At 72.7% G+C, this 19,440-nt stretch carries 16 protein-coding genes; 7 read left to right on the forward strand and 9 right to left on the reverse strand.

What is annotated here, in order from left to right; all coding sequences use genetic code 11:
* On the forward strand, window positions 1-435 hold a 435-nt coding region (locus CKO43_RS12550), incomplete at its 5' end, for an MFS transporter (protein ID WP_200378834.1).
* A 3-nt stretch (window positions 436-438) separates the two neighbouring features.
* Here CKO43_RS12550 and CKO43_RS12555 read toward each other — a convergent pair.
* The 6 genes from CKO43_RS12555 to CKO43_RS12580 form a co-directional block, all read right to left on the reverse strand.
* A complete protein-coding gene (locus CKO43_RS12555; protein ID WP_200378835.1) occupies window positions 439-1,587 on the reverse strand; it encodes an MFS transporter in 1,149 nt (382 codons plus the stop codon).
* 58 nt (window positions 1,588-1,645) lie between these two features.
* The gene (locus CKO43_RS12560) at window positions 1,646-2,785 is read right to left on the reverse strand and encodes an ABC transporter ATP-binding protein (protein ID WP_200229990.1); all 1,140 of its coding nucleotides are present in this window, start codon (window positions 2,783-2,785) and stop codon (window positions 1,646-1,648) included.
* A gap of 5 nt (window positions 2,786-2,790) precedes the next feature.
* Window positions 2,791-3,630 (reverse strand): ABC transporter permease subunit, encoded by an 840-nt coding sequence (locus CKO43_RS12565; protein WP_200378836.1) that lies wholly within the window; start codon window positions 3,628-3,630, stop codon window positions 2,791-2,793.
* On the reverse strand, window positions 3,627-4,541 hold the full coding sequence (locus CKO43_RS12570) for a carbohydrate ABC transporter permease (RefSeq protein ID WP_200378837.1): 915 nt from the start codon (window positions 4,539-4,541) through the stop codon (window positions 3,627-3,629). The genes CKO43_RS12565 and CKO43_RS12570 overlap by 4 nt, the downstream gene beginning before the upstream one ends.
* Window positions 4,542-4,548: 7 nt before the next feature.
* Window positions 4,549-5,817, reverse strand: coding sequence for an ABC transporter substrate-binding protein (locus CKO43_RS12575; RefSeq protein WP_200378838.1), 1,269 nt, complete (start codon window positions 5,815-5,817; stop codon window positions 4,549-4,551).
* Between the two features lie 115 nt (window positions 5,818-5,932).
* Window positions 5,933-6,949 (reverse strand): asparaginase, encoded by a 1,017-nt coding sequence (locus CKO43_RS12580; RefSeq protein WP_200378839.1) that lies wholly within the window; start codon window positions 6,947-6,949, stop codon window positions 5,933-5,935.
* Window positions 6,950-6,982: 33 nt separating this feature from the next.
* Between CKO43_RS12580 and CKO43_RS12585 the strand changes: the two genes are divergently transcribed.
* Genes CKO43_RS12585 through CKO43_RS12600 form a run of 4 tightly spaced genes read left to right on the forward strand, consistent with a single transcriptional unit; the run spans window position 6,983 to window position 11,142 of the window.
* Window positions 6,983-7,810 (forward strand): DUF429 domain-containing protein, encoded by an 828-nt coding sequence (locus CKO43_RS12585; RefSeq protein WP_200378840.1) that lies wholly within the window; start codon window positions 6,983-6,985, stop codon window positions 7,808-7,810.
* Entirely contained in the window at window positions 7,807-10,254 is a 2,448-nt protein-coding gene (locus tag CKO43_RS12590) for a ligase-associated DNA damage response DEXH box helicase (protein WP_200378841.1), read from the forward strand. The genes CKO43_RS12585 and CKO43_RS12590 overlap by 4 nt, the downstream gene beginning before the upstream one ends.
* On the forward strand, window positions 10,251-10,643 hold the full coding sequence (locus tag CKO43_RS12595) for a YkvA family protein (protein WP_200378842.1): 393 nt from the start codon (window positions 10,251-10,253) through the stop codon (window positions 10,641-10,643). The genes CKO43_RS12590 and CKO43_RS12595 overlap by 4 nt, the downstream gene beginning before the upstream one ends.
* Window positions 10,644-10,659: 16 nt before the next feature.
* Window positions 10,660-11,142 (forward strand): thermonuclease family protein, encoded by a 483-nt coding sequence (locus CKO43_RS12600; RefSeq protein WP_200230007.1) that lies wholly within the window; start codon window positions 10,660-10,662, stop codon window positions 11,140-11,142.
* A 242-nt stretch (window positions 11,143-11,384) separates the two neighbouring features.
* Here the strand turns inward: CKO43_RS12600 and CKO43_RS12605 are convergent, their stop codons facing one another.
* Window positions 11,385-12,974: an ABC transporter substrate-binding protein gene (locus CKO43_RS12605; RefSeq protein WP_200378843.1), complete on the reverse strand. Its 1,590-nt coding sequence runs from the start codon at window positions 12,972-12,974 to the stop codon at window positions 11,385-11,387.
* A gap of 40 nt (window positions 12,975-13,014) precedes the next feature.
* Window positions 13,015-13,824: a gamma-glutamyl-gamma-aminobutyrate hydrolase family protein gene (locus CKO43_RS12610; RefSeq protein WP_200378844.1), complete on the reverse strand. Its 810-nt coding sequence runs from the start codon at window positions 13,822-13,824 to the stop codon at window positions 13,015-13,017.
* Between the two features lie 119 nt (window positions 13,825-13,943).
* Here CKO43_RS12610 and CKO43_RS12615 point away from each other — a divergent pair, with 119 nt between their 5' ends.
* Both CKO43_RS12615 and CKO43_RS12620 read left to right on the forward strand, forming a co-directional pair.
* Window positions 13,944-15,614 carry a Na/Pi cotransporter family protein gene (locus CKO43_RS12615; protein WP_200230014.1) on the forward strand — a complete coding sequence of 557 codons (1,671 nt, stop codon included), beginning with the start codon at window positions 13,944-13,946 and terminating at the stop codon, window positions 15,612-15,614.
* Between the two features lie 21 nt (window positions 15,615-15,635).
* Window positions 15,636-17,354, forward strand: a complete 1,719-nt coding sequence (locus CKO43_RS12620; RefSeq protein ID WP_200378845.1) for a SulP family inorganic anion transporter — start codon at window positions 15,636-15,638, stop codon at window positions 17,352-17,354.
* Here CKO43_RS12620 and CKO43_RS12625 read toward each other — a convergent pair.
* Complete coding sequence (locus CKO43_RS12625) at window positions 17,332-19,437, reverse strand: hypothetical protein (protein ID WP_200230016.1); 2,106 nt, start codon at window positions 19,435-19,437, stop codon at window positions 17,332-17,334. The two genes, CKO43_RS12620 and CKO43_RS12625, sit on opposite strands and share 23 nt — an antisense overlap.
* Window positions 19,438-19,440 lie beyond the last annotated feature (3 nt).

Consider the following 19,440-nt stretch of genomic DNA (forward strand, 5'->3'; position numbering starts at 1 on the left):
GCCGGCGCCTTCGGCCTGGCCGGTGCCGCCGGCGCGCTGGCGGCGCCGCTGGCCGGGCGCCTGGCCGACCGCCGCGGGCCGATCTTCGTCACCCGCTTCGCCGCGGCGCTGGCGGTGCTGTCGTTCGCGCTGCTGGCTGCCGAGCCGCTGCTGCCGACGGCCGCGGCGCTGGCGCTGATCGCGCTGGCCGCGGTCGGTTTCGACTTCGCGATCCAGGCTTCGCTGGTGGCGCACCAGACCCTGGTCTACAGCCTGGAGCCCGAGGCGCGCAGCCGGCTCAACGCGCTGCTGTTCACGACGATCTTCATCGGCATGGCCGCCGGCTCGGCGCTCGGCGGGCTGGCGCTGCAGCACGGCGGCTGGCTCGGCGTCGTCGCGCTGGCGACTGTGGCCGCGCTCGGCGCACTCGGCCTGCGCCTGCTGCCGGCGCGCTGAGTCTCAGCGCAGCAGCCGCGCGCCGGCGGCCAGCGCCAGCGCCGCGGCGACCAGCGTCGCCATCGCCGTGTTCAGCGAACTCGCGTGCGCGATGAAGCCGACGATGGGCGGGCCGGCGAGCAGGCCGACGTAGCCGATCGAGGACACCGCGGCGATGCCCGCCGCCGGCGCGACCCCCGGCTGGCGGCCGCCGGCGACGAAGAGGATGGGCACGACGTTGGCGAGGCCGGCGCCGACCACTGCCATCGCCACGATCGCGAGCACCGGCTGCTGCACCAGCAGCGCCAGCGCCATCGCCGCGGCGGCCAGCAGCGCGCTGGCGGCCAGCAGCCGCGGCGCCGCGATCCGGCTGCGCAGCGCGTCGCCGCCGAAACGCGAGGCCGCCATCGCCGCCGCGAAAGCGGCATAACCCAGGCCGCCGACGGCCTGGCTCTGCGCCAGCGACTGCGTGAACCAGAGCACGCTCCAGTCGTAGATCACGCCTTCGGCGAGCAGGCCGCAGGCGGCCAGTGCTCCCAGCAGCAGCAGCCGGCGCGGCGGCAGCCGCCAGCCGCCTGCGCGTGCCGGCACCGGCGGGTGGTCGGGCAGCAGCGCCGGTGCCGCCGCGAGCGACAGCACGAGCACGCCGACGGCCAGCCCCGCCAGCTGCCAGGCCGCCGGCACCCCGGCCGCCAGCAGCGCCGAGCAGCCGCCGGCGCCGGCCATCGCGCCCAGGCTCCACATGCCGTGGAAACCGCTGACGACCTTGAAGCCGCTGCGCTCCTCGAGCAGCGTGCCCTCGGCGTTGATCGAGACGTCGTAGAACGCGCCGGCGACGCCGAACAGCCACATCGTCGCCAGCAGCGCGGCGAACCCGCCGTGCAGCAGCAGCGTGCCCAGCGCCGCGGCCAGCACCACGGTGGCCACCGGCACCACGCGCCGCGGCCCGTGCTGGCCGATCAGCCGGCCGGCCACCAGCAGCGCCATCACCGCGCCGGCGGCCGCGGCCAGCAGCGCCAGCGAGAGCTCGGCCTCGGACAGCGCATAACGCGCCTTGGCGCTGGGCACGTGCGCGCCCCAGGCGCCGGTGACGGTGCCGAAGGCGAAGAAGAGGCAGCGGACGGCGATACGTGCCGGGCGCAATGCCCGGGCGGGGGAGGAGGGCAGGTTCATGGGCGGCGTGCGGCCGCGATGATGCCCGGCCGCCGCCGTCGCAGCGCCGGGCTCGGGTTCAGACGGGCAGGTCCGGGGTGCGCTCGAAGGCTTCGCCGTCGGCGTCGAACAGGTGGCAGGCCTCGGCCGGCAGGCGCAGCGGCACGCGTGTGCCCGGCGGCACCGTGGCCGCACCGTCGACACGCAGCGTCAGCAGCGGCGCGCCCGGCCCGGCCTCCAGGTACAGCAGCGAGCTGTCGCCCAGCCGCTCCATCTGGCGCAGCGGCAGCGGCAGCAGCGTGCCGGCCGCGTCGTCGCCGCCGACGACCAGGTGTTCGGGCCGGATGCCCAGCGCCACCGTCGCCCCCGGCGCCGCGCGGCGCGCGTCGACCGCGGCGGCGACGCGGGTGCCGCCGACGTCGACGATGGCCTGCCCCGGCTCGGCGGCGACGAGTCGGCCGGGCAGCACGTTCATCTTCGGGCTGCCGATGAACTCGGCGACGAAGCGGTTCGCCGGCCGGTGGTACAGCGCCATCGGCGTGCCGTACTGGGCGACGCTGCCTTTGCGCTGTACCGCCTCGCCGGCGCGCAGCAGCACGATGCGGTCGGCCAGCGTCATCGCCTCGACCTGGTCGTGGGTGACGTAGATCGTGCTCGCGCGCCCGACCTCGCGGTGCAACTTGGCGATCTCCAGCCGTGTCTGCACCCGCAGTGCCGCGTCCAGATTGGACAGCGGCTCGTCGAACAGGAAGACCTCGGGCTCCTTGACGATCGCACGCCCGATCGCGACGCGCTGGCGCTGGCCGCCCGACAGCGCCTTGGGCAGGCGGTCGAGCAGCGCCTCCAGCTGCAGCGTTGTCGCCGCCTTCTTCACCCGACGCTCGATGTCGGCGCTGTCGGCGCCGCGCACGCGCAGCCCGAAGGCCATGTTCTCGGCCACCGTCATGTGCGGGTACAGCGCGTAGCTCTGGAACACCATTGCCACGCCGCGTTTGGCCGGCGGCACGTCGTTGACGCGTTTGCCGGCGATCTCCAGGTCGCCCGAGCTGATCGCCTCCAGCCCGGCGACCAGCCGCAGCAGCGTCGACTTGCCGCAGCCCGAGGGGCCGACGAAGACGCAGAACTGGCCGTCGTCCAGGCCCAGCGTCACGTTCTTGATCGTCAGCGGCTGCCCCGGCGCATAACGTTTGTCGATGTGGCGGAAGTCGATGCGGGCCATGCGGCTCACCCCTTGACGGCGCCGGCCGTCAGGCCGGAGACGATGCGTTGCTGGAACAGCAGCACCAGCGCGACCAGCGGCACGGTGACGATCACCGACGCCGCCATGATGCTGCCCCACGGCACTTCCCAGGCGGTGGCGCCGGTCAGCAGCGAGATGCTCACCGGCACCGTGCGCTGCTCGGTCGCCGAGACGAAGGTCAGCGCGAACAGGAACTCGTTCCAGGCACCGATGAAGGCCAGCAGCCCGGTGGACACCAGCGCCGGCACCAGCAGCGGCAGGAAGACCTTGAAGATGATGCGCAGCGGCCCGCAGCCGTCCATGATCGCCGCCTCCTCCAGCTCGATCGGCAGACCGCGCATGAAGGTCGTCAGGATCCAGACGGTGAAGGGCAGCGTGAAGATCAGGTAGGGCAGCACCAGACCGACGGCGCGGTCGTACAGGCCCAGCGCCTGCATCAGCTCGAACAGCCCCGACAGCACCGCCACCTGCGGGAACATCGACACCGCCAGGATCGCCATCAGCAGCACGCCCTTGCCACGAAAGCGGATGCGGCCGAGCGCGTAGGCGGCGCTGATCGCCAGCAGCATCGACACCGCCACCGTCAGCGTCGCGACCATGATCGAGTTCAGCAGGTGGCGGCCGAAGGGCTGGCCGCCGGGCGCGAACAGCTGGACGTAGTTGCGCAGCGTCGGCTCGCGCGGCCACAGGCTGGTGTCGAAGATCGCGTTGCCGGTCTTCAGCGAAGTCGCGAAGGCGTAGACGAAGGGGTAGACCGAGACCACGACGACCAGCGCCGCGAAGGCGTACAGCGCCACGCTCGCCCACAGCGGCCGCGCCCTCACGCCGGGTCCTCGGCCAGGCGCACGCGCGCCGCGCGCATGAAGAGCAGCGCGGTGATGAAGATGATCGCCGTCAGCGACAGCGCCGCCGCCGAGCCGAAGCCCAGGTCGCCGTTGTCGACCATCTCGCGGCGCACGAAACCCGACATGCTGATCGTCGCGCTGCTGTTGGCGGTGAGCACGAAGATCAGGTCGAAGATGCGCAGCGCGTCGAGCAGCCGGAACACCACCGCGACCAGCAGCGGCAACTTGATCAGCGGCAGCGTGATGCGCCAGAACACACGCAGCGGGTGCACGCCGTCGACACGTGCGGCTTCGTAGATGTCGCGCGGCAGCGTCTGCAGCGCCGCCAGGATCAGGAGCGCCATGAAGGGCACGGTCTTCCAGACGTCGACCGCGACCACGGTCCAGAGCGCGTACGCGGGCTCGGCGGTGAAGGCGATCTTCTGCGCCACGACGCCCCAGTCGACCAGCCACTGGTTCACGACGCCGTACTGGTCGTTGAGCATCCAGCCCCACATCTTGGCCGAGACGATGGTCGGGATCGCCCAGGGCACCAGCACCGCCGTGCGCACCAGGCCGCGGCCGCGGAACTCCTGGTTCAGCAGCAAGGCGACGGCCAGGCCGAGCAGCGTCTCCAGCGCCACCGAGACGACGGCGAACTGGAAAGTGTTGGCGATCGAGACGCCCCAGTCGCTGGCCCAGAAGCCCTCGGTGTAGCCGGCGTTGCCGAACAGGCCGTATTCGCCGACGTAGTTCTGCAGCCCGACGAAGTCGCCGGCCGAGATGTCGTTCAGGTTGGTGTCGCTGAGGCTGAACCAGATCGTGCGCGCCAGCGGCCAGCCGGCCACCAGCAGCATCGCCACCAGCGTCGGCGCCAGGAACAGCCAGGCGCTGCGGGTGCGCGGATTCATGCGCCGCTCACCACTTCGCGCGCCGCGTCTGCAGCAGCCGGCCCTCGAGCCGGCGCACCGCGGCCGCGCCGTCCATGCGGCCGCTGAGCACCTCGTGCGTCGCGTCCCAGAAGGCGCGGCTGACGGCCGGGTACTTGAGCCCGGTCGGCGTCGCCGGGCGCGCGACGGCGTTCTCGAAGACCTCGGCCAGTTCGCCCATGAAGGGGTTGGCGGCGAGCAGCTCCGGGTCGCGGTAGAGCGCGGGCAGCGTCGGGTTGTAGGCGCCGCCGATCGCGCGCCGCTTCTGGATCTCGGCGCTGGTCAGGTACATCACCAGCGCCGCCGCCTCCGGCACGTGGCGCGAGTAGCGCGACACCGCGAGCTGCCAGCCGCCCAGCGTCGCGGCGCTGCGTGCGCCCGCGCCGTCGCCCGCGGGCAGCGGCGCGACGCCGACCTTGCCGCGGATCACGCTGTCGCCGGCCTGGCTCATCGCCCAGGCGTAAGGCCAGTTGCGCATGAAGGCCGCCTGGCCGTTCTGCCAGACGCCGCGCGCTTCTTCCTCGCCGTAGTTGAGCACGCCGCGCGGCGTGATCGTGCCGATCCACGACGCCGCCTCGTCCAGGGCGCGCGCGGCCTGGGCGTTGTGGATGGTCACGCGCCCGTGGGGGTCGACGACGCTGCCGCCGCCGTAGCTGGAGATCCATTCCAGCGCATTGCAGGTGAGGCCTTCGTAGGCCCGGCCCTGGAAGACGTAACCCTGGAAGTCGGCGCTGCCGGCGGCGCGTTCGCCGTCCTGAATGCGGCGCGCCGCGGCCGCCAGCTCGGGCCAGGTGCGCGGCAGCTCCAGCCCGTACTTCTGCAGCAGGTCCTTGCGGTAGAAGAGCAGCCCGGCGTCGGTGTACCAGGGCATGCCCAGCAGCCGGCCGGCGATCGTGTTGTTGGCGACGATGGCCGGGAAATGCTGGGCCTCGGCGCCGCCGCTGTAGCGCTTCAGGTCGACCAGATGGTCCTTGAGCACGCCGGGCCAGACGACGTCGATCGTGACCACGTCCAGGCTCGCCGAGCGCGCCGCGAACTGCTGGCGCAGCAGCGCCAGGTTGTCGGTGGCGCTGGCCGGTGCCGAATAGATGCGCACCTCGTGGCCGTGCTGGCGGCCCCATTCCTGCGCGTAGCGGCCGCAGAACTCGGCATCGGCGGCGTTCGAGCCGCAGGAAATCGTCAGCGTCGCCGCCTGGCCGCCGGCAGCCCCGACGAGCAGGGCCGCGACGACGACGGCGCACCCGCTCGCTTGGGGCATGTCCTGGTCTCCGTCGGTTCTCTTCGAACCCGCCGGAGAGGCGCCGGCAGGGCTGCGGCGGCTTCTCTTGAGCCGCTCACCGCGCCCGGCGCCGGCAAGCGCCGTTCCCGCTGCCTCAGGCTGCCCAGCGCAGCCGGCCGACCTCGATGCCGTTCCAGTTGACCAGCGGCTGGTCGGCGAAGGCCTGGACGAAGCCGTGTTCGGCCGCATCCAGGCGCACGAAACGCTGGATCAGCGCCGCCATCACGACCTCGCAGGCGCGGGTGCCGCCATCGTCCATCTTGACCGCGACCCCGAGGCCGGACTTGGGGAAGGCGGCGCAATAGACACCTTCGGCGCCGACCTTGCAGAACACGCGTTCGCCCAGGCGCTCCATCACCCGGGTGTCGAAGCGGCCGCTGCCGCCGACCATGAAGGGATGTTCGGCCACCGCCGCCATCAGCCGCTTGGCGGCGCGCGCGCGGCCTTCGCGCAGGCCGATGCCGGTGGCGGTGCGCGCGAAACCCAGCGCCAGCTGGCGCAGCGGCACGGCGTAGGTCGGGATCGAGCAGCCGTCGGTGCCCCGCGGTGCATCGGCCAGGCGCCAGCCGGTCGTGGCCTCGATCGCGTCGCTCACCTCGCGCATCACCGGGTGCTCGGGTTTGACGTAGCCCGACAGGAAGGCGTGTTTGTCGTTGTCGCCTGCGAGCAGGCAGCCCAGGCAGACGAAACCGGCGTGTTTGCCCGAGCAGTTGTTGTGCAGCGCGCCCGGCAGCTGGCCGGCGGCGGCCATCTCGCGCTGCACGACATCGCGGTAGGGCCAGTGCGCGCCGCATTCGAGCGCCGCTTCGTCGACGCCGGCGGCGGCCAGCATGGCGGCCGCAACGGCGACGTGGCGCGGCTCGCCGTTGTGCGAGGCGCAGGCGATCGCGAGCTGTTCGGCGTTCAGGCCATAGCGCTCGGCGGCGCCGCTGTCGACCAGCGGCAGCGCCTGCAGCAGCTTGACGGCCGAGCGCGGGAAGATCGGCCGGTCGATGTCGCCGGCCGAGGCGACGAGGTCGCCGTCGGCGTCGACGACGGCCCAGGCGCCGCGGTGGGCGCTTTCGACGGCGCTGCCACGCAGCGCCTCGACGAGGGTGGGGTTGGCGGTCATGGCTGCACTGTAGCGGCACCGACAATCGCCGCGATGACCACAAGCTCCGTCTCCGCACCGCCGCTGATCGGCGTCGATTTCAGCTGCGCGCCGTCGCGGCGCAAGCCGATCACCGTCGCGCGCGGCACGCTGCACGGCGCGGTGCTGCGGCTCGAACGTGTGGACGAACTGCAGACGCTGGCTGGCTTCGAGGCGCTGCTGGCCGAGAGCCCCTGGTTCGGCGGTTTCGACTTCCCTTTCGGCCTGCCGCGCCTGTTCGTCGACGAACACGGCCTGGGCACGACGGCGGCACAGGTGATCGCCGAGCTGCAGCGCCGCTGCCCGACACGCATGGCGTTTCGGGCGCTGGTCGACGCCTGGGGCAACGGCCGCCCGGCCGGCCAGCGCCTGGTGCACCGGCGCGCCGACCTCTCGCTGCCGGGCACGACGAGCACCAGCCCGCTGCAGACCCGCTACGTGCCGGTGGGTTTCATGTACTACGAAGGTTTTTCGCGCCTGGTCGCGGCCGGCGTGCAGCTGCCGGGGCTGGCCGCAGGCGATGCGGCCCGCACCGCGGTCGAGGCCTATCCGGGGCTGCTGGCGAGCGAGATCCTGGGCCGGCGCTCGTACAAGAACAGCGCCGAGGCCGACCGCCTGATCGCACGCAAGGACCTGGTCGACGCGCTCGAACAGGGCCGCACGCGGCTGGGGCTGCGGCTGAAACTGACGCACGCGCAGCGCGACGCACTCGTCGCCGACGCCTCGGGCGACCGGCTCGACGCCGCCTTGTGCCTGCTGCAGGCCGGCTGGGCGGCGTTGCGTCCCGGCGCCGGGCTGCCGGCCGTGGTCGACCCGGTCGAAGGCTGGATCACCACCGCATGAACGACGCGACCGGGCCCGACGCTGCCGAGGCCTGGTTCGCGGCCCGCGGCTGGCAGCCGTTCGAGTTCCAGCGCCGCGTCTGGCGGGCCCTCGCCGGTGGCGACAGCGGCCTGCTGCACGCCACCACCGGCAGCGGCAAGACCTATGCGGTGTGGTTCGGCGCAACCGCACGCGCACTCGCACGCGCGGCGCCGCGGCGCGGGCTGCAGGTGTTGTGGCTGACGCCGATGCGCGCGCTGGCCGCCGACACCACGCGCGCGCTGCAGGCCGCCGCCCCCGCCGGCTGGACCGTCGGCCAGCGCACCGGCGACACGCCGAGCGCCGAACGTGCGCGCCAGGATCGCCGCCTGCCCGAGGCGCTGGTGACGACACCCGAATCGCTGTCGCTGCTGCTGACACGCGCCTCGGCCCAGGCCGATCTGTCCGGGGTGCACAGCGTCGTCGTCGACGAATGGCACGAGCTGATCGGCAGCAAACGCGGCGTGCAGCTGCAGCTGGCGCTGGCGCGGCTCAGGCGCTGGAACCCGGGCCTCGCCGTCTGGGGGCTGTCGGCGACCATCGGCAACCTGGCCGAGGCGATGGCGACGCTGGTCGGGCACGAGGCCGGCACGCTGGTGCAGGGCAAGCTCGACAAACACCTGGTCATCGACACGCTGCTGCCGCAGGAGCCCGGGCGCTTCTCCTGGGGCGGGCACCTGGGCGCGCAGATGCTGCAGCCGGTGGTCGACGAGATCGAGTCCGCGTCGACGACGCTGGTCTTCACCAACGTGCGCTCGCAGGCCGAGATCTGGTACCGGCTGATCCTGGACGCACGCCCCGACTGGGCCGGTCTCGTGGCGCTGCACCACGGCTCGCTGGACCGCAGCGTGCGCGAATGGGTCGAGGCCGGGCTGAAGCAGGGCAGCCTGAAGGCGGTGGTCGCGACCTCCAGCCTGGACCTGGGCGTGGACTTCCTGCCGGTCGAACGCGTGCTGCAGATCGGCAGCGCCAAGGGCATCGCACGGCTGCTGCAGCGCGCCGGCCGCAGCGGCCACGCGCCCGGGCGTGCCAGCCGCGTGACGCTGGTGCCGACGAACACGCTGGAGCTGGTCGAGGCCGCCGCGGCGCGGCGCGCAGCGCTGGCCGGGCAGGTGGAGGCGCGGCGCACGCCCGACAAGCCGCTGGACGTGCTGGTGCAGCACCTGGTCACGGTGGCACTCGGCGGCGGCTTCGAGGCCGACGCGCTGTTCGACGAAGTGCGCGGCGCGCCGGCCTACCGCACGCTGACGCGCTCCGAGTTCGACTGGGCGCTGGCCTTCGTCGAACGCGGCGGCGACAGCCTGGGCGCCTACCCCGAGTACCACCGCGTGCAGCAGGTGGACGGCGTCTGGCGCGTCGTCGACCGCGGCATCGCCCAGCGCCACCGGCTGCAGGTCGGCACCATCGTCGCCGACGCGACGATGCAGGTGAAGTGGCTGTCGGGCGGCACGATCGGCAGCGTCGAGGAAGGTTTCATCGCGCGCCTGAAGCCCGGCGACGTCTTCGTCTTCGCCGGCCGGCTGCTGGAGTACGTGCGCACTCAGGACCTCGCGGCCTACGTGCGCAAGGCGACGAAACCCAAAGGCCTGGTGCCGGCCTGGAACGGCAGCCGCATGCCGCTGTCCTCGGAGCTGGCCGGCGCGGTGCAGGCGCTGCTGGAGCAGGTCGCCGGCGGCGTTTTCGGCGAACCCGAGCTGGAAGCGGCGCGGCCCATGCTCGCCGCGCAGCAGCGGCTGTCGCAGCTGCCGCGGCGTGGCCGGCTGCTGGTCGAGCGCCTGCGGTCGCGCGAAGGCCACCACCTCTTCCTCTACCCCTTCGCCGGCCGCAACGTGCACGTCGGCCTGGCGCAGCTGCTGGCCTGGCGGCTGGCGCGCCAGCAGCCCAACACCTATTCGCTCAGCGTCAACGACTACGGGCTGGAGATCCTGGCCGCGCAGCCGCCCGACTGGGCGCCGCTGGCCGACGGTTCGCTCTTCGCCACCGATTCGCTGCTGGCCGACGTGCTCGCCAGCCTGAACTCGGGCGAGCTGGCGCAGCGGCGTTTTCGCGAGATCGCGCGTGTCGCCGGGCTGGTGTTCGGCGGTTATCCGGGTGCGCCCAAGAGCCTGCGCCAGCTCCAGGCTTCGAGCTCGCTGTTCTGGGGCGTGTTCCGGCGCTACGACGCCGGCAACCGGCTGCTCCAGCAGGCCGAAGCCGAGGTGCTGGCGCAGGAACTGGAAATCGGGCGGCTTGCCGCCACCTTGGAGGTGATGAAACAGATGCCCATCGAGATCGTCGAGCTGAAGGTGGCCAGCCCCTTCGCGCTGCCGCTGCTGGTCGAGCGCCTGCGCGAACGCCTGTCGACCGAGCAGATGAAGGACCGGCTGGCGCGGCTGCTGGCTGCGTCCGAGGCGGCGCTGGACGCACCGCGGCGGGCACGCCGATGAGACGCGTCAAACGCCTGTTCGCCGCCGGCAACGCCGCGCGCCTGGGCACTTATCTGCTGGCACTGTGGAAGCTGTTCAAACACCGCGACACGCCGCGTGCGGTGCGCTGGATCGCGGTCGCGGTGCTGGCCTACGCGATCTCTCCGATCGACCTGATCCCCGACTTCATCCCGGTGCTGGGCCTGCTCGACGACCTGATCCTGGTGCCGCTGGGCATCGCGCTGGTCGTCAGGCTGACGCCGCCCGAACTCTGGCAGGCGCGGCTGCGCGAAGCCGAGGCCGGGCGCGAGCAGCTGCCGCGGCTGGTCTGGGGCGCGGTCGCGGTCGTCTTGATCTGGCTGCTGTTGCTGGCCGGGGTGGTCGCGGGGATCATCGCGCTCGCGTTCTGAACCACTTCCACCCGACATGAACAAGCTGATCGCCGCGGCGCTCGTGCTGGCCGCCGGCACGGCGCTGGCGGCGCCGCCGGCCAAAACGATAGAAGGCCGCGTCACCCAGGTGCCCGACGGCGGCAGCGTCGTCGTCACCCCCGCCGGCGGCACGCCGCAGCGGGTGCGCCTGGCCGGTGCCGAGGCGCCGCTGGCCTGCCAGGACTGGGGCCGCGAGGCGCGCTCGGCGCTGCGCGACTGGGCGCAGGGCCACGAGGTCGTCGTCACCCGGCCGGTGGCGGGGCGCGACGGCGTCGTCAGCGGCTCGGTGCGGCTGGACGGCGAGGACCTGGCGCGCCGCATGGTCGCCGAAGGCCACGCCTGGAGCACACGCGTGAAGTGGGACCGCGGCCCCTTCGTCAAGGAGGAGCGCATGGCAAAGGCGCTGCAGCGTGGGCTGCACGCGCTGCGCGGCGCGCAGACGCCGGCCGAGTTCAGGCGCCAGCACGGCCCTTGCTAGGAGTCTGCGCGGCAGAAGCCGCCCAGACTCCTAGCCTGCGGCTGAACGCAGGGCTCCCCCGAGCCCCCTCCGCGAGGGTGCTCCAGCGTGTCGGACCGCACCCTCCAGCCTCCCTCCGCGAGGGAGGCTCCAGCCAGTCTGACGACTGCTGTACCGCGCTTCATCCGGCGCTCGTCTGCTCGCGGCTGAAACGTCGGACCCGGGCACGCTCTTGATCCCGCGACATCGGCCACGGCCGGTTTCTACCGCGCAGACTCCTGGGGCAGGCGCACCCATCGCAGCTCGAGCACGTCGTCGGGCCGCATCACGGCGTGAATGCCGTGTTTCATCGCCCAGGACAGCGTGCGCCGGTACAGCGGCACGGCCGGCAGTTCTTCGCGCAGCTGCTGCAGCACGACGGCGACCATCGCGCGCCGGCGCGTGCGATCGGGTTCGACGCGGATGGCGTCGATCAGCGCGTCGAGTTTCGGGTTCGAGTAGCTGCCGGCGTTGAACGCGCCGCGGCCGTCGCGCTCGCGGCTGCGGTAGAGCGCGTTCAGCGAGGACCAGGCGTCGGTGGTCGGCGTCCAGCCGAACTCGGCGAAGCTCGCGCTGGCCTGCGTCAGCTTGGGGAAGAACTGGTTGCTCGGGCTGGAGCGCAGCGTCGTGCGGATGCCCACCTGGGTCAGCATCGCCGCCGCGGCCTGGCAGACGGCCTCGCGCCAGGCGACGTTGACGCAGTCCAGCGTGACCGCGAAGCCGGCGGCATAGCCGGCTTCGGCCAGCAGCGCACGCGCCTTGGCCGGGTCGTAGGGCAGCCGCCGGTCGTGTTCGGCCGGCGAGCCTTCGACACGCGGCGACAGGAAGCTGCCGGTGGGCACGCCCTGGCCACGCAGCACCTTCTGCACGATCAGGTCGACGTTGATCGCGTGGTAGACCGCCTGGCGCACGCGCAGGTCCTTGAACGGGTTGCGGCCACGCACGTCGGAGAACTCGAGTTCGTCGCGGCCGAGGTCGAAGACCAGGTACTGCTGGCCCAGGTCGGCGCCGCGCAGCACCGTCAGGCGCGGGTCGCGCATCAGGCGTTCGACGTCCTGGAACGGCGGGTCCAGCACCAGGTCGACCTCGCCCGAGGCCAGGGCCGCCAGCCGCGTGGCGTCGGACTTGATGGTCGTGAACACGACCTCGCCGACGTTGCCGTGGCGGCGTTTGTCGGCCCAGCCCCACCAGCGTTCGTGGCGCGCAAGCGTGGTGCGCTGGTCGGGTTCGTAGCGCAGCAGCCGCAAGGGCCCGGTGCCGTTGGCGTTGCGCACCGCGAAGGTCTCCTGGCGGCCGTTGAAGTCCTGCGCCCGCGTGACGCCGTGCTGCTGGCTCCAGGCGCGGCTCATCATGCCGACGAACTGCAGCTTCTCGGGCAGCACCGCGTCGGGCTGGCCGGTGCGGATCTCGATCGTCTGCTCGTCGAGCTGGCGCACGCTCTCGACGCCCAGCAACTGGAAGGCACGCTGCGACGGCGGCGCCAGCGCCCGTTCGATCGAGAACACCGCGTCGGCGGCGGTGAAAGGCGTGCCGTCGTGGAAGACGACGCCGCGGCGCAGCGTGAAGCGCCAGGCGCGCGGCCCGGCCGGCTGCCAGGCGCTGGCCAGGCCGGGTTCGAGTTCGTATTGCTCGTTGCGTGTCACCAGCGACTCGTAGACCTGCGAGCTGATGCGCTGGTGGTAGAGCAGCGCGACGGCGTGCGGGTCCATCGTCTGCGGGTCGAATGCCGAGGCCACACGCAGCGGCGCGGCGGCCGCGGCGGCGGCGGCGAGCACGGCGAAGACGAGGGCGAGCAGGGGGCGCAGCAGTCGCACGGGCACTCCTCGGACGGCCGCGGGCTGCGGCGCGTCGATTCTAGGAAGCCGGGCCGGCGCGCCGCCGCGCCGCATGCGCAGCAGAGAGGAAGTCGGCCAGCAGCGGCGAGTCGTCGAAGGTCGAAGGGTCGCCCGGCACGTGGAACTCGGGGTGCCACTGGACCGCGGCGATCCAGGCCGCGCCGTCGTGGCGCACGGCTTCTATCGTGCCGTCGTCGGGGCAGCGCGCCTCGACGACGAAACCCGGCGCCAGCTGCTCGATCGCCTGGTGGTGGATGCTGTTGACACGGGCGCGCGCCAGACCGTCGTAGAGCGCCGCCAGCCGCGTGTCGGGCAGGATCTCGATGTCGTGGAAGTGGCGCTCGTAATTCGAGCTGTCGCGGTGCGCGCGTGCATTCGGGCGCTGGCTGGGGATGTCCTGCACCAGCGTGCCGCCGTGCATCACGTTGAGCAGCTGCAGCCCGCGGCAGATGCCGAACACCGGCTTGCCGGCTTCGACGAAGGCGTTGACGAGCTCGATCTCGTACAGGTCGCGCACGCGGTCGCCGTGCCAGTCGGGGTGCTGCGGCGTCTGGCCGTAGGTCTCGGGCGCGACGTCGTTGCCGCCCTGCAGCACCAGGCCGTCGAGCGCGCGTGCGTAGTCGCGCAGGTTCAGGTCGCCGCGCTTGACGACGCTGCCGGCGCTGACCGCCGGGATCATCAGCGCCACCGCGCCGCCGCGCAGCACCCAGTGCGCCACCGACTGCTCCAGGAAGTGCAGCGTGCGTGTCCAGACGCCGTCGAGGTGGATGCCCGGCGTGCCCGGCGTGTAGATGCGGGCCGAAAAACCGATCAGCAGCGGGGAGGCCATCGCCGTGATCTTAAGCAAGACCCGCGCCCCCTGCCGCCACCGGGGCGGGTACGCCGAATGCCCTTTGATCCCCCTGGCGGTGTGCCGGTGCACGCCGCGTGTCCCTGGCCCATCCGACCTTGCTCCACCTGCTGAACCTGCTCGCCGCGATCGCCCTGCTGGTCTGGGGCACGCACAACGTGCGCACCGGCATGCTGCGGGTCTTCGGCGAGCGCCTGCGCTCGGTACTGCAGGCCAGCCTGCGCCAGCGTCTGGCCGCGGTCGCTGCCGGTTTCGGCGTCACGAGCCTGGTGCAGTCGGGCACCGCCACCTGCCTGATCCTCGCGTCCTTCGTCGGCAAGGGCCTGGTGCCGGCCGGCGCGGCGCTGGCGGCGATGCTCGGCGCCGACCTGGGCAGCGCGGCGATGGCGGTCGTGTTCTCGCTCGACCTGTCGTGGTGGTCGCCGCTGCTGCTGTTTACCGGCGTCGTGCTGTTCGTGTCGCGCCAGGCCAGTGCCGCCGGGCGCGTCGGCCGGGTGCTGATCGGCCTGGGGCTGATCACGCTGGCGCTGCAGCTGATCGCGCAGGCGACGCAGCCGATGATGGCCTCGCCGGCGCTGCGCACGCTGCTGGCGGCACTGCCGGCCGAGCTGACGCTGGACATCGCCGTCGGCGCCGCGCTGACGGTGCTGACCTATTCCAGCCTGGCGATCGTGCTGCTGGTGGCCGCACTCGCCGAGCAGGGCCTGCTGCCGGGTTCGGCGGCGCTGGGTTTCGTCATCGGCGCCAACCTGGGCAGTGCGCTGCTGGCGCTGCTGGCCACACGCGCGGCGCCGCCGGCCGAACGCCGGCTGCCGGCCGGCAACCTGGTCTTCAAACTCGGCGGCGCGCTCGTCGCGGCGGCGCTGCTGCCGCTGCTGCAGCCGCTGCTGGCCCAGGCCTGGCCCGACGCCGGCACCCGCGTCGTCGCCTTCCACCTGGTGTTCAACGCCGCGCTGGTGCTGGTCTTCATCGGTTTCACCGGTCCGGTGGGCCGGCTCGTCGAGCAGCTGCTGCCCGACGCACCGCCGCAGCGTGGCGACCGCCCGCGCCACCTTGACCCCTCGGCGCTGGCGACGCCGTCGCTGGCGATCGCCTGCGCCGCACGCGAGGCGCTGCACCAGGCCGACCTGGTCGAGACCATGGTGCGCGGCATCGTGCCGGTGCTGCGCGACAACGACCTGGCGCTGGCCGCGCGGCTGCGGCGCATGGACGACGCCGTCGACGAGCTCTACGTCGCGATCAAGTTCTACCTGACGCAGATCTCGCAGGAGTCGCTGTCCGAACGCGAGAGCCGGCGCTGGACCGACATCGTCTCGTTCACGATCGAGATGGAGCAGATCGGCGACGCCGTCGAGCGTGCGCTGCAGGACATCGAGGACCGCAAGATCCGCAAGCAGCGCCGCCTCAGCGCCGCCGGCATGGCCGAGATCTGCGACCTGCACGAGCGCCTGCTCGGCAACCTGCGGCTGGCGATGAGCGTCTTCCTCGACGGCGACCTGGACGGCGCGCAGCGGCTGCTGCAGGAGAAGGCGCGATTCCGCGACCTGGAGCGCCACTACGCCGCCCGGCACCTGGGCCGGCTGCGCGAGAACACCGCCTCCAGCGTCGAGACCAGCTCGCTGCACCTGGACCTGCTCTCCGAGCTCAAACGCATCAACTCGCACCTGTGCTCGGTGGCCTACCCCATCCTCGAGTCGGCCGGCGCGCTGGCCGACACGCGCATCCGCCCGGCCGCGGCTGCCGCCGCTGCCGAGCAGCCGGCGCGCTGAAGCTGCCGCTATCCTCGGCCGATGCAGCAGACGTTGGCGGGCCGGGTGCTGGCCCGGTTGGGACCGTGGGTATACGAAGTCGACCGGCGCAGCCTGCGCGCCGATGTCGGCGCCGGGCTGCTGGGCGCCGTGCTCGCGCTGCCGCAGGCCATCGCCTACGCGACGCTGGCCGGGCTGCCGCCGGCCTGGGGGCTGTACGCCGCGGTGCTGCCCTGCATCGTCGCCGCGCTCGCGGGCTCGAGCCGGCTCGTCGCCACCGGGCCGACGAACGCGGTGTCCATCGCGCTGGCGGCGATGCTGCTGCCGCTGGCCGCACGCGGCAGCCCCGAGTACCTGCGCCTGGCGCTGGTGGCGACGCTGGGCGTGGGCCTGATCCAGACCGCGGTCGCGCTGCTGCGGCTGGGCACGCTGGCGCACTTCATCTCGCCGTCGGTGCTGCTGGGTTTCACCAGCGGCGCGGCGCTGCTGATCGCCTGGCACGCGATCGAGTCGCTGGCCGGCGACCGTGCCGCGGTGGCGCTGGCCTGCGCGACGCTGGTCGTGGCCTGGCTGCTGCGCCACGTCTGGGCGCGCGGCCCTTTCCTGCTGATCACGCTGCTGCTGGCGGCGGTCGCCGCCTGGCTGGGCATGCGCGCCGGCATCGTGCTCGAGTTCGTCGGCGAACTGCCGCAGGGCGGCCCGTCCTGGGGCCTGCCGGCGCTGGCCTGGAGCGACCTGCCGCGGCTGGCCGGCATCTCGATGGCGCTGACGGTGGTCGCGCTCGGCCAGAGCATCGCGATCGCGAAGGCGCTGGCGCTGCGCACCGACGAGCCGCTGGACGTCAACCGCGAGTGCCTGGGCCAGGGCCTGGCCAACCTGGCCGGTGCCGCCAGCTCCAGCTTCGTCGTCAGCGGCTCGCTCAACCGGTCCATGCCCAACCTGGAGTCCGGCGCGCGCACGCCGCTGGCGTCCGTCTTCTCGGGCCTGTTCGTGCTCGCGCTGGCGCTGCTGGCGGCGCCGGCGATCGCCTGGATCCCGATGGCCGCGATCGCCGGCCTGCTGCTGTGGGTGGCGGCGACGCTGATCGACCGCGAGCAGTGGCGCGAGCGCCTGCAGCTCGACCGCGCCGAGGCCGCCATCGCCGCGGCGACGCTGGCGGCGACGCTGGCGCTGCCGCTGGAGCAGGCGATCCTGGGCGGCGTCGGCCTGTCGCTCGTCGTCTACCTCTACCGCACCTCGCGCCCGGCGCTGCGCACGATGGGCTTCGACCGGCCGGGGCCGGAGCGCGCGATGGTCGTCGTCGACGAGCAGCCCGGCGCCGAGTGCCCGCAGCTGAAGATGCTGCGCATGGAAGGTTCGGTCTGGTTCGGCGCCGTGGCCCACGTCGGCGAACGGCTGCAGGCGCTGCGCGCCGCGCCCGGCGCGGCCAAACACCTGCTGGTGATGGCCAAGAGCATGAACTTCATCGACCACGCCGGCGCCACGCTCTGGGAGCAGGAACACGCGCGGCGCCTGGCGATGGGCGGCGACCTGTACTTCCACCGCCCGCGCCCCGAGGTGATGCAGACCTGGCAGCGGCGCCGCTTCGTCGAGCGCCTCGGCCCGGAGCACGTCTTCGACGCCAAACACAGCGCGCTGGCGAGCATCGTGCCGCGCCTGGACCCGGCGGTCTGCGCCGGCTGCCGGGTGCGGCTGTACGCGGAGTGCGCGGCGCAGCCGGCACCGGCCGACCAGGGTCTCACATCGGTGCCGCCCAGATGACGTTGTCGGCGCTCGTGCCGCTGCCGCAGTTCGTCGTGCACGGGGTGGTGTCCGGGTCGTAGGCGCTGGAGCCGCCGCCGAGCTTGATCGTCGTCGAGCCGGTTTCGCGGTTGGACGTCGCCGTCTTGGAGCCGCCCTGCGCCGCCGAGTAGGTCGAGCCCGCCACCAGCGTGCTGCCCGAGGTGTTGAGGTACTGGCCGGCGAGCACCGAGCCGTAGATCTCGTTGGACGCGCCGAGCGCGATGTTGCCGCCGACGAAGCTGCCGTCGTCCTTCAGCCCGCCCGACAGCAGCGCGATGTTGCCGATCGAGGCGCCTGACAGCACCGCCGGCGAACCCGTGCACAGCTGCCGCGCGTAGGCGTCGCGGGCAAAGCCGTAGCCGGTCCACGAGTTGAGCCCCTGGCTGCTGGCGGCCTGGCCCTGGCAGGTATAGGCCGAGCCGATGTAGTTCGGCGCGTACACCTTCACCCCGCCCGCGGTGCCGATGTCGCCGGTGGCCAGGAAGGTGTTGACCCAGGTGCCGTTGCTGATCGTCAGGTCGCCCGCGAACCACAGCACACCCGGCAGCATCGTCGTGCCCTGCAGCGTCCAGCGCCCCGAGGCGTAGTCCAGGCAGTTGTTGTAGTCGGAGTAGCCCTGGCAGATCTTCATCAGTGGCGAGATGCAGGTGCTGCCCGACACCGCCTTGCACAGGTAGTTGCGGCCGCCGCTGGCGTTCGCGGCGACGTAGTAGCTGCCGTCTTCCAGGCCGTTGATCTGCGCGACCTGCACCCGGGGGTTGCCGCTGGCGTCGACGCCGAGGAAGACGAAGTTGGCCTGCGACTGCAGCGCGTAGGCGTCGACGGTGATGCGCGGGCGTTCGAAGGTGGCGACGGTTTCCACTGTCACCGGGTTGATGACGACCGTATAGCCCGGCGTCACCGTCACGCGCACCGTGCCCGGGTAGGGCGAGACGATGCTGCCGACGCTGCCCGAGCCGACCACGGCGCCGCCGTAGGCGCCCCAGGACGAGCCGCTCAGCAGCCCGGCGGCGTCGAGCCGGCCGCTGATGCCCTGGCCCCAGTAGCCGACCAGCACCGTCGAGCCGCCGGCGCGCACGTTGCGCGCCGACGTCAGCGTGACGTTGCCGATCGCGGTGATGTCGGTCGCGACCCCGGTGCCCGAGGGCCGGTAGTTGACCGTGCCGTTGGCCGCCAGCGTGGTCGCGGTGGCGGTGGAGGTCCAGTCGATGCTGTCCTCGGTGTAGATCTCGGTGGCCCGGGCCGCGCCGCCGCTGACCGTCACCTTGCCGCGGGCCCGGATGCTGCCGGCGCTGGCCGAGCCGCCGCTCAGCGTCACCGTGCCGTTGCTGACGATGCTGCCGACCGTCGATGCGGCGCCGCCGGCCAGCGTCACGTTGCCCTTGGCGCTGATCGTCTTGACGGTGGCGGCGCCGCCCAGCGTGATGTTGCCGTTGCTGCACAGCTCCTCCACCGAGATCGCGGCGTCGACCGTGATGTCGCCGGTGGCGCAGACCTGCTGCAGGCCCGAGACCGAGCCGTTGAGCGTCAGCGAGCCGTCGAGCACGTAGAGGTTGCGGGCTTCGCTGCCGGTGTAGTTCACCGAGCCGTCGAGCCGGGTGTTGCCGTGGAAGGTCGCGCCGCCGGGCAGCGTCGTCTCGTTGCCGCTGCCGCCGCTGGCGGGCGGGCGTATCGCCACGCGCACGACGCTGCGTGCACCGGCGCTGGCGCCGACGACGTCGAAGACGTAGAGGCCGTCGGTCTTGCCGACCAGGGTGGCGGCGAGGCCCGAGGACGCACCGCCGAAGTTGACGCGGCCGCCGCTCGTCAGCGCAGTGTCGGCGGGCATCGCGGCGACGGCGCGCGACAGCAGCACGACGCCGTTCCAGGCATTCATCTCGGCCTGGGTCACGGTGTGTTCGGCCTGCTGCAGCCGCAGCGAACCCTGCATCGCCCAGGCGGTCATCGCCGAGGCGGCCGCCAGCCCGAGCGCGATCAGCACGATCATCAGCAGCGTGGCGACGCCGCGCCGGCGCCGCGGCACCGGCCTTGCGCCACGGGCGCTGCGGGGGAAGGGTTGCACGCC

The sequence above is a fragment of the Rubrivivax gelatinosus genome (assembly GCF_016583785.1).
GTDB lineage: Bacteria > Pseudomonadota > Gammaproteobacteria > Burkholderiales > Burkholderiaceae_C > Rubrivivax > Rubrivivax gelatinosus_B.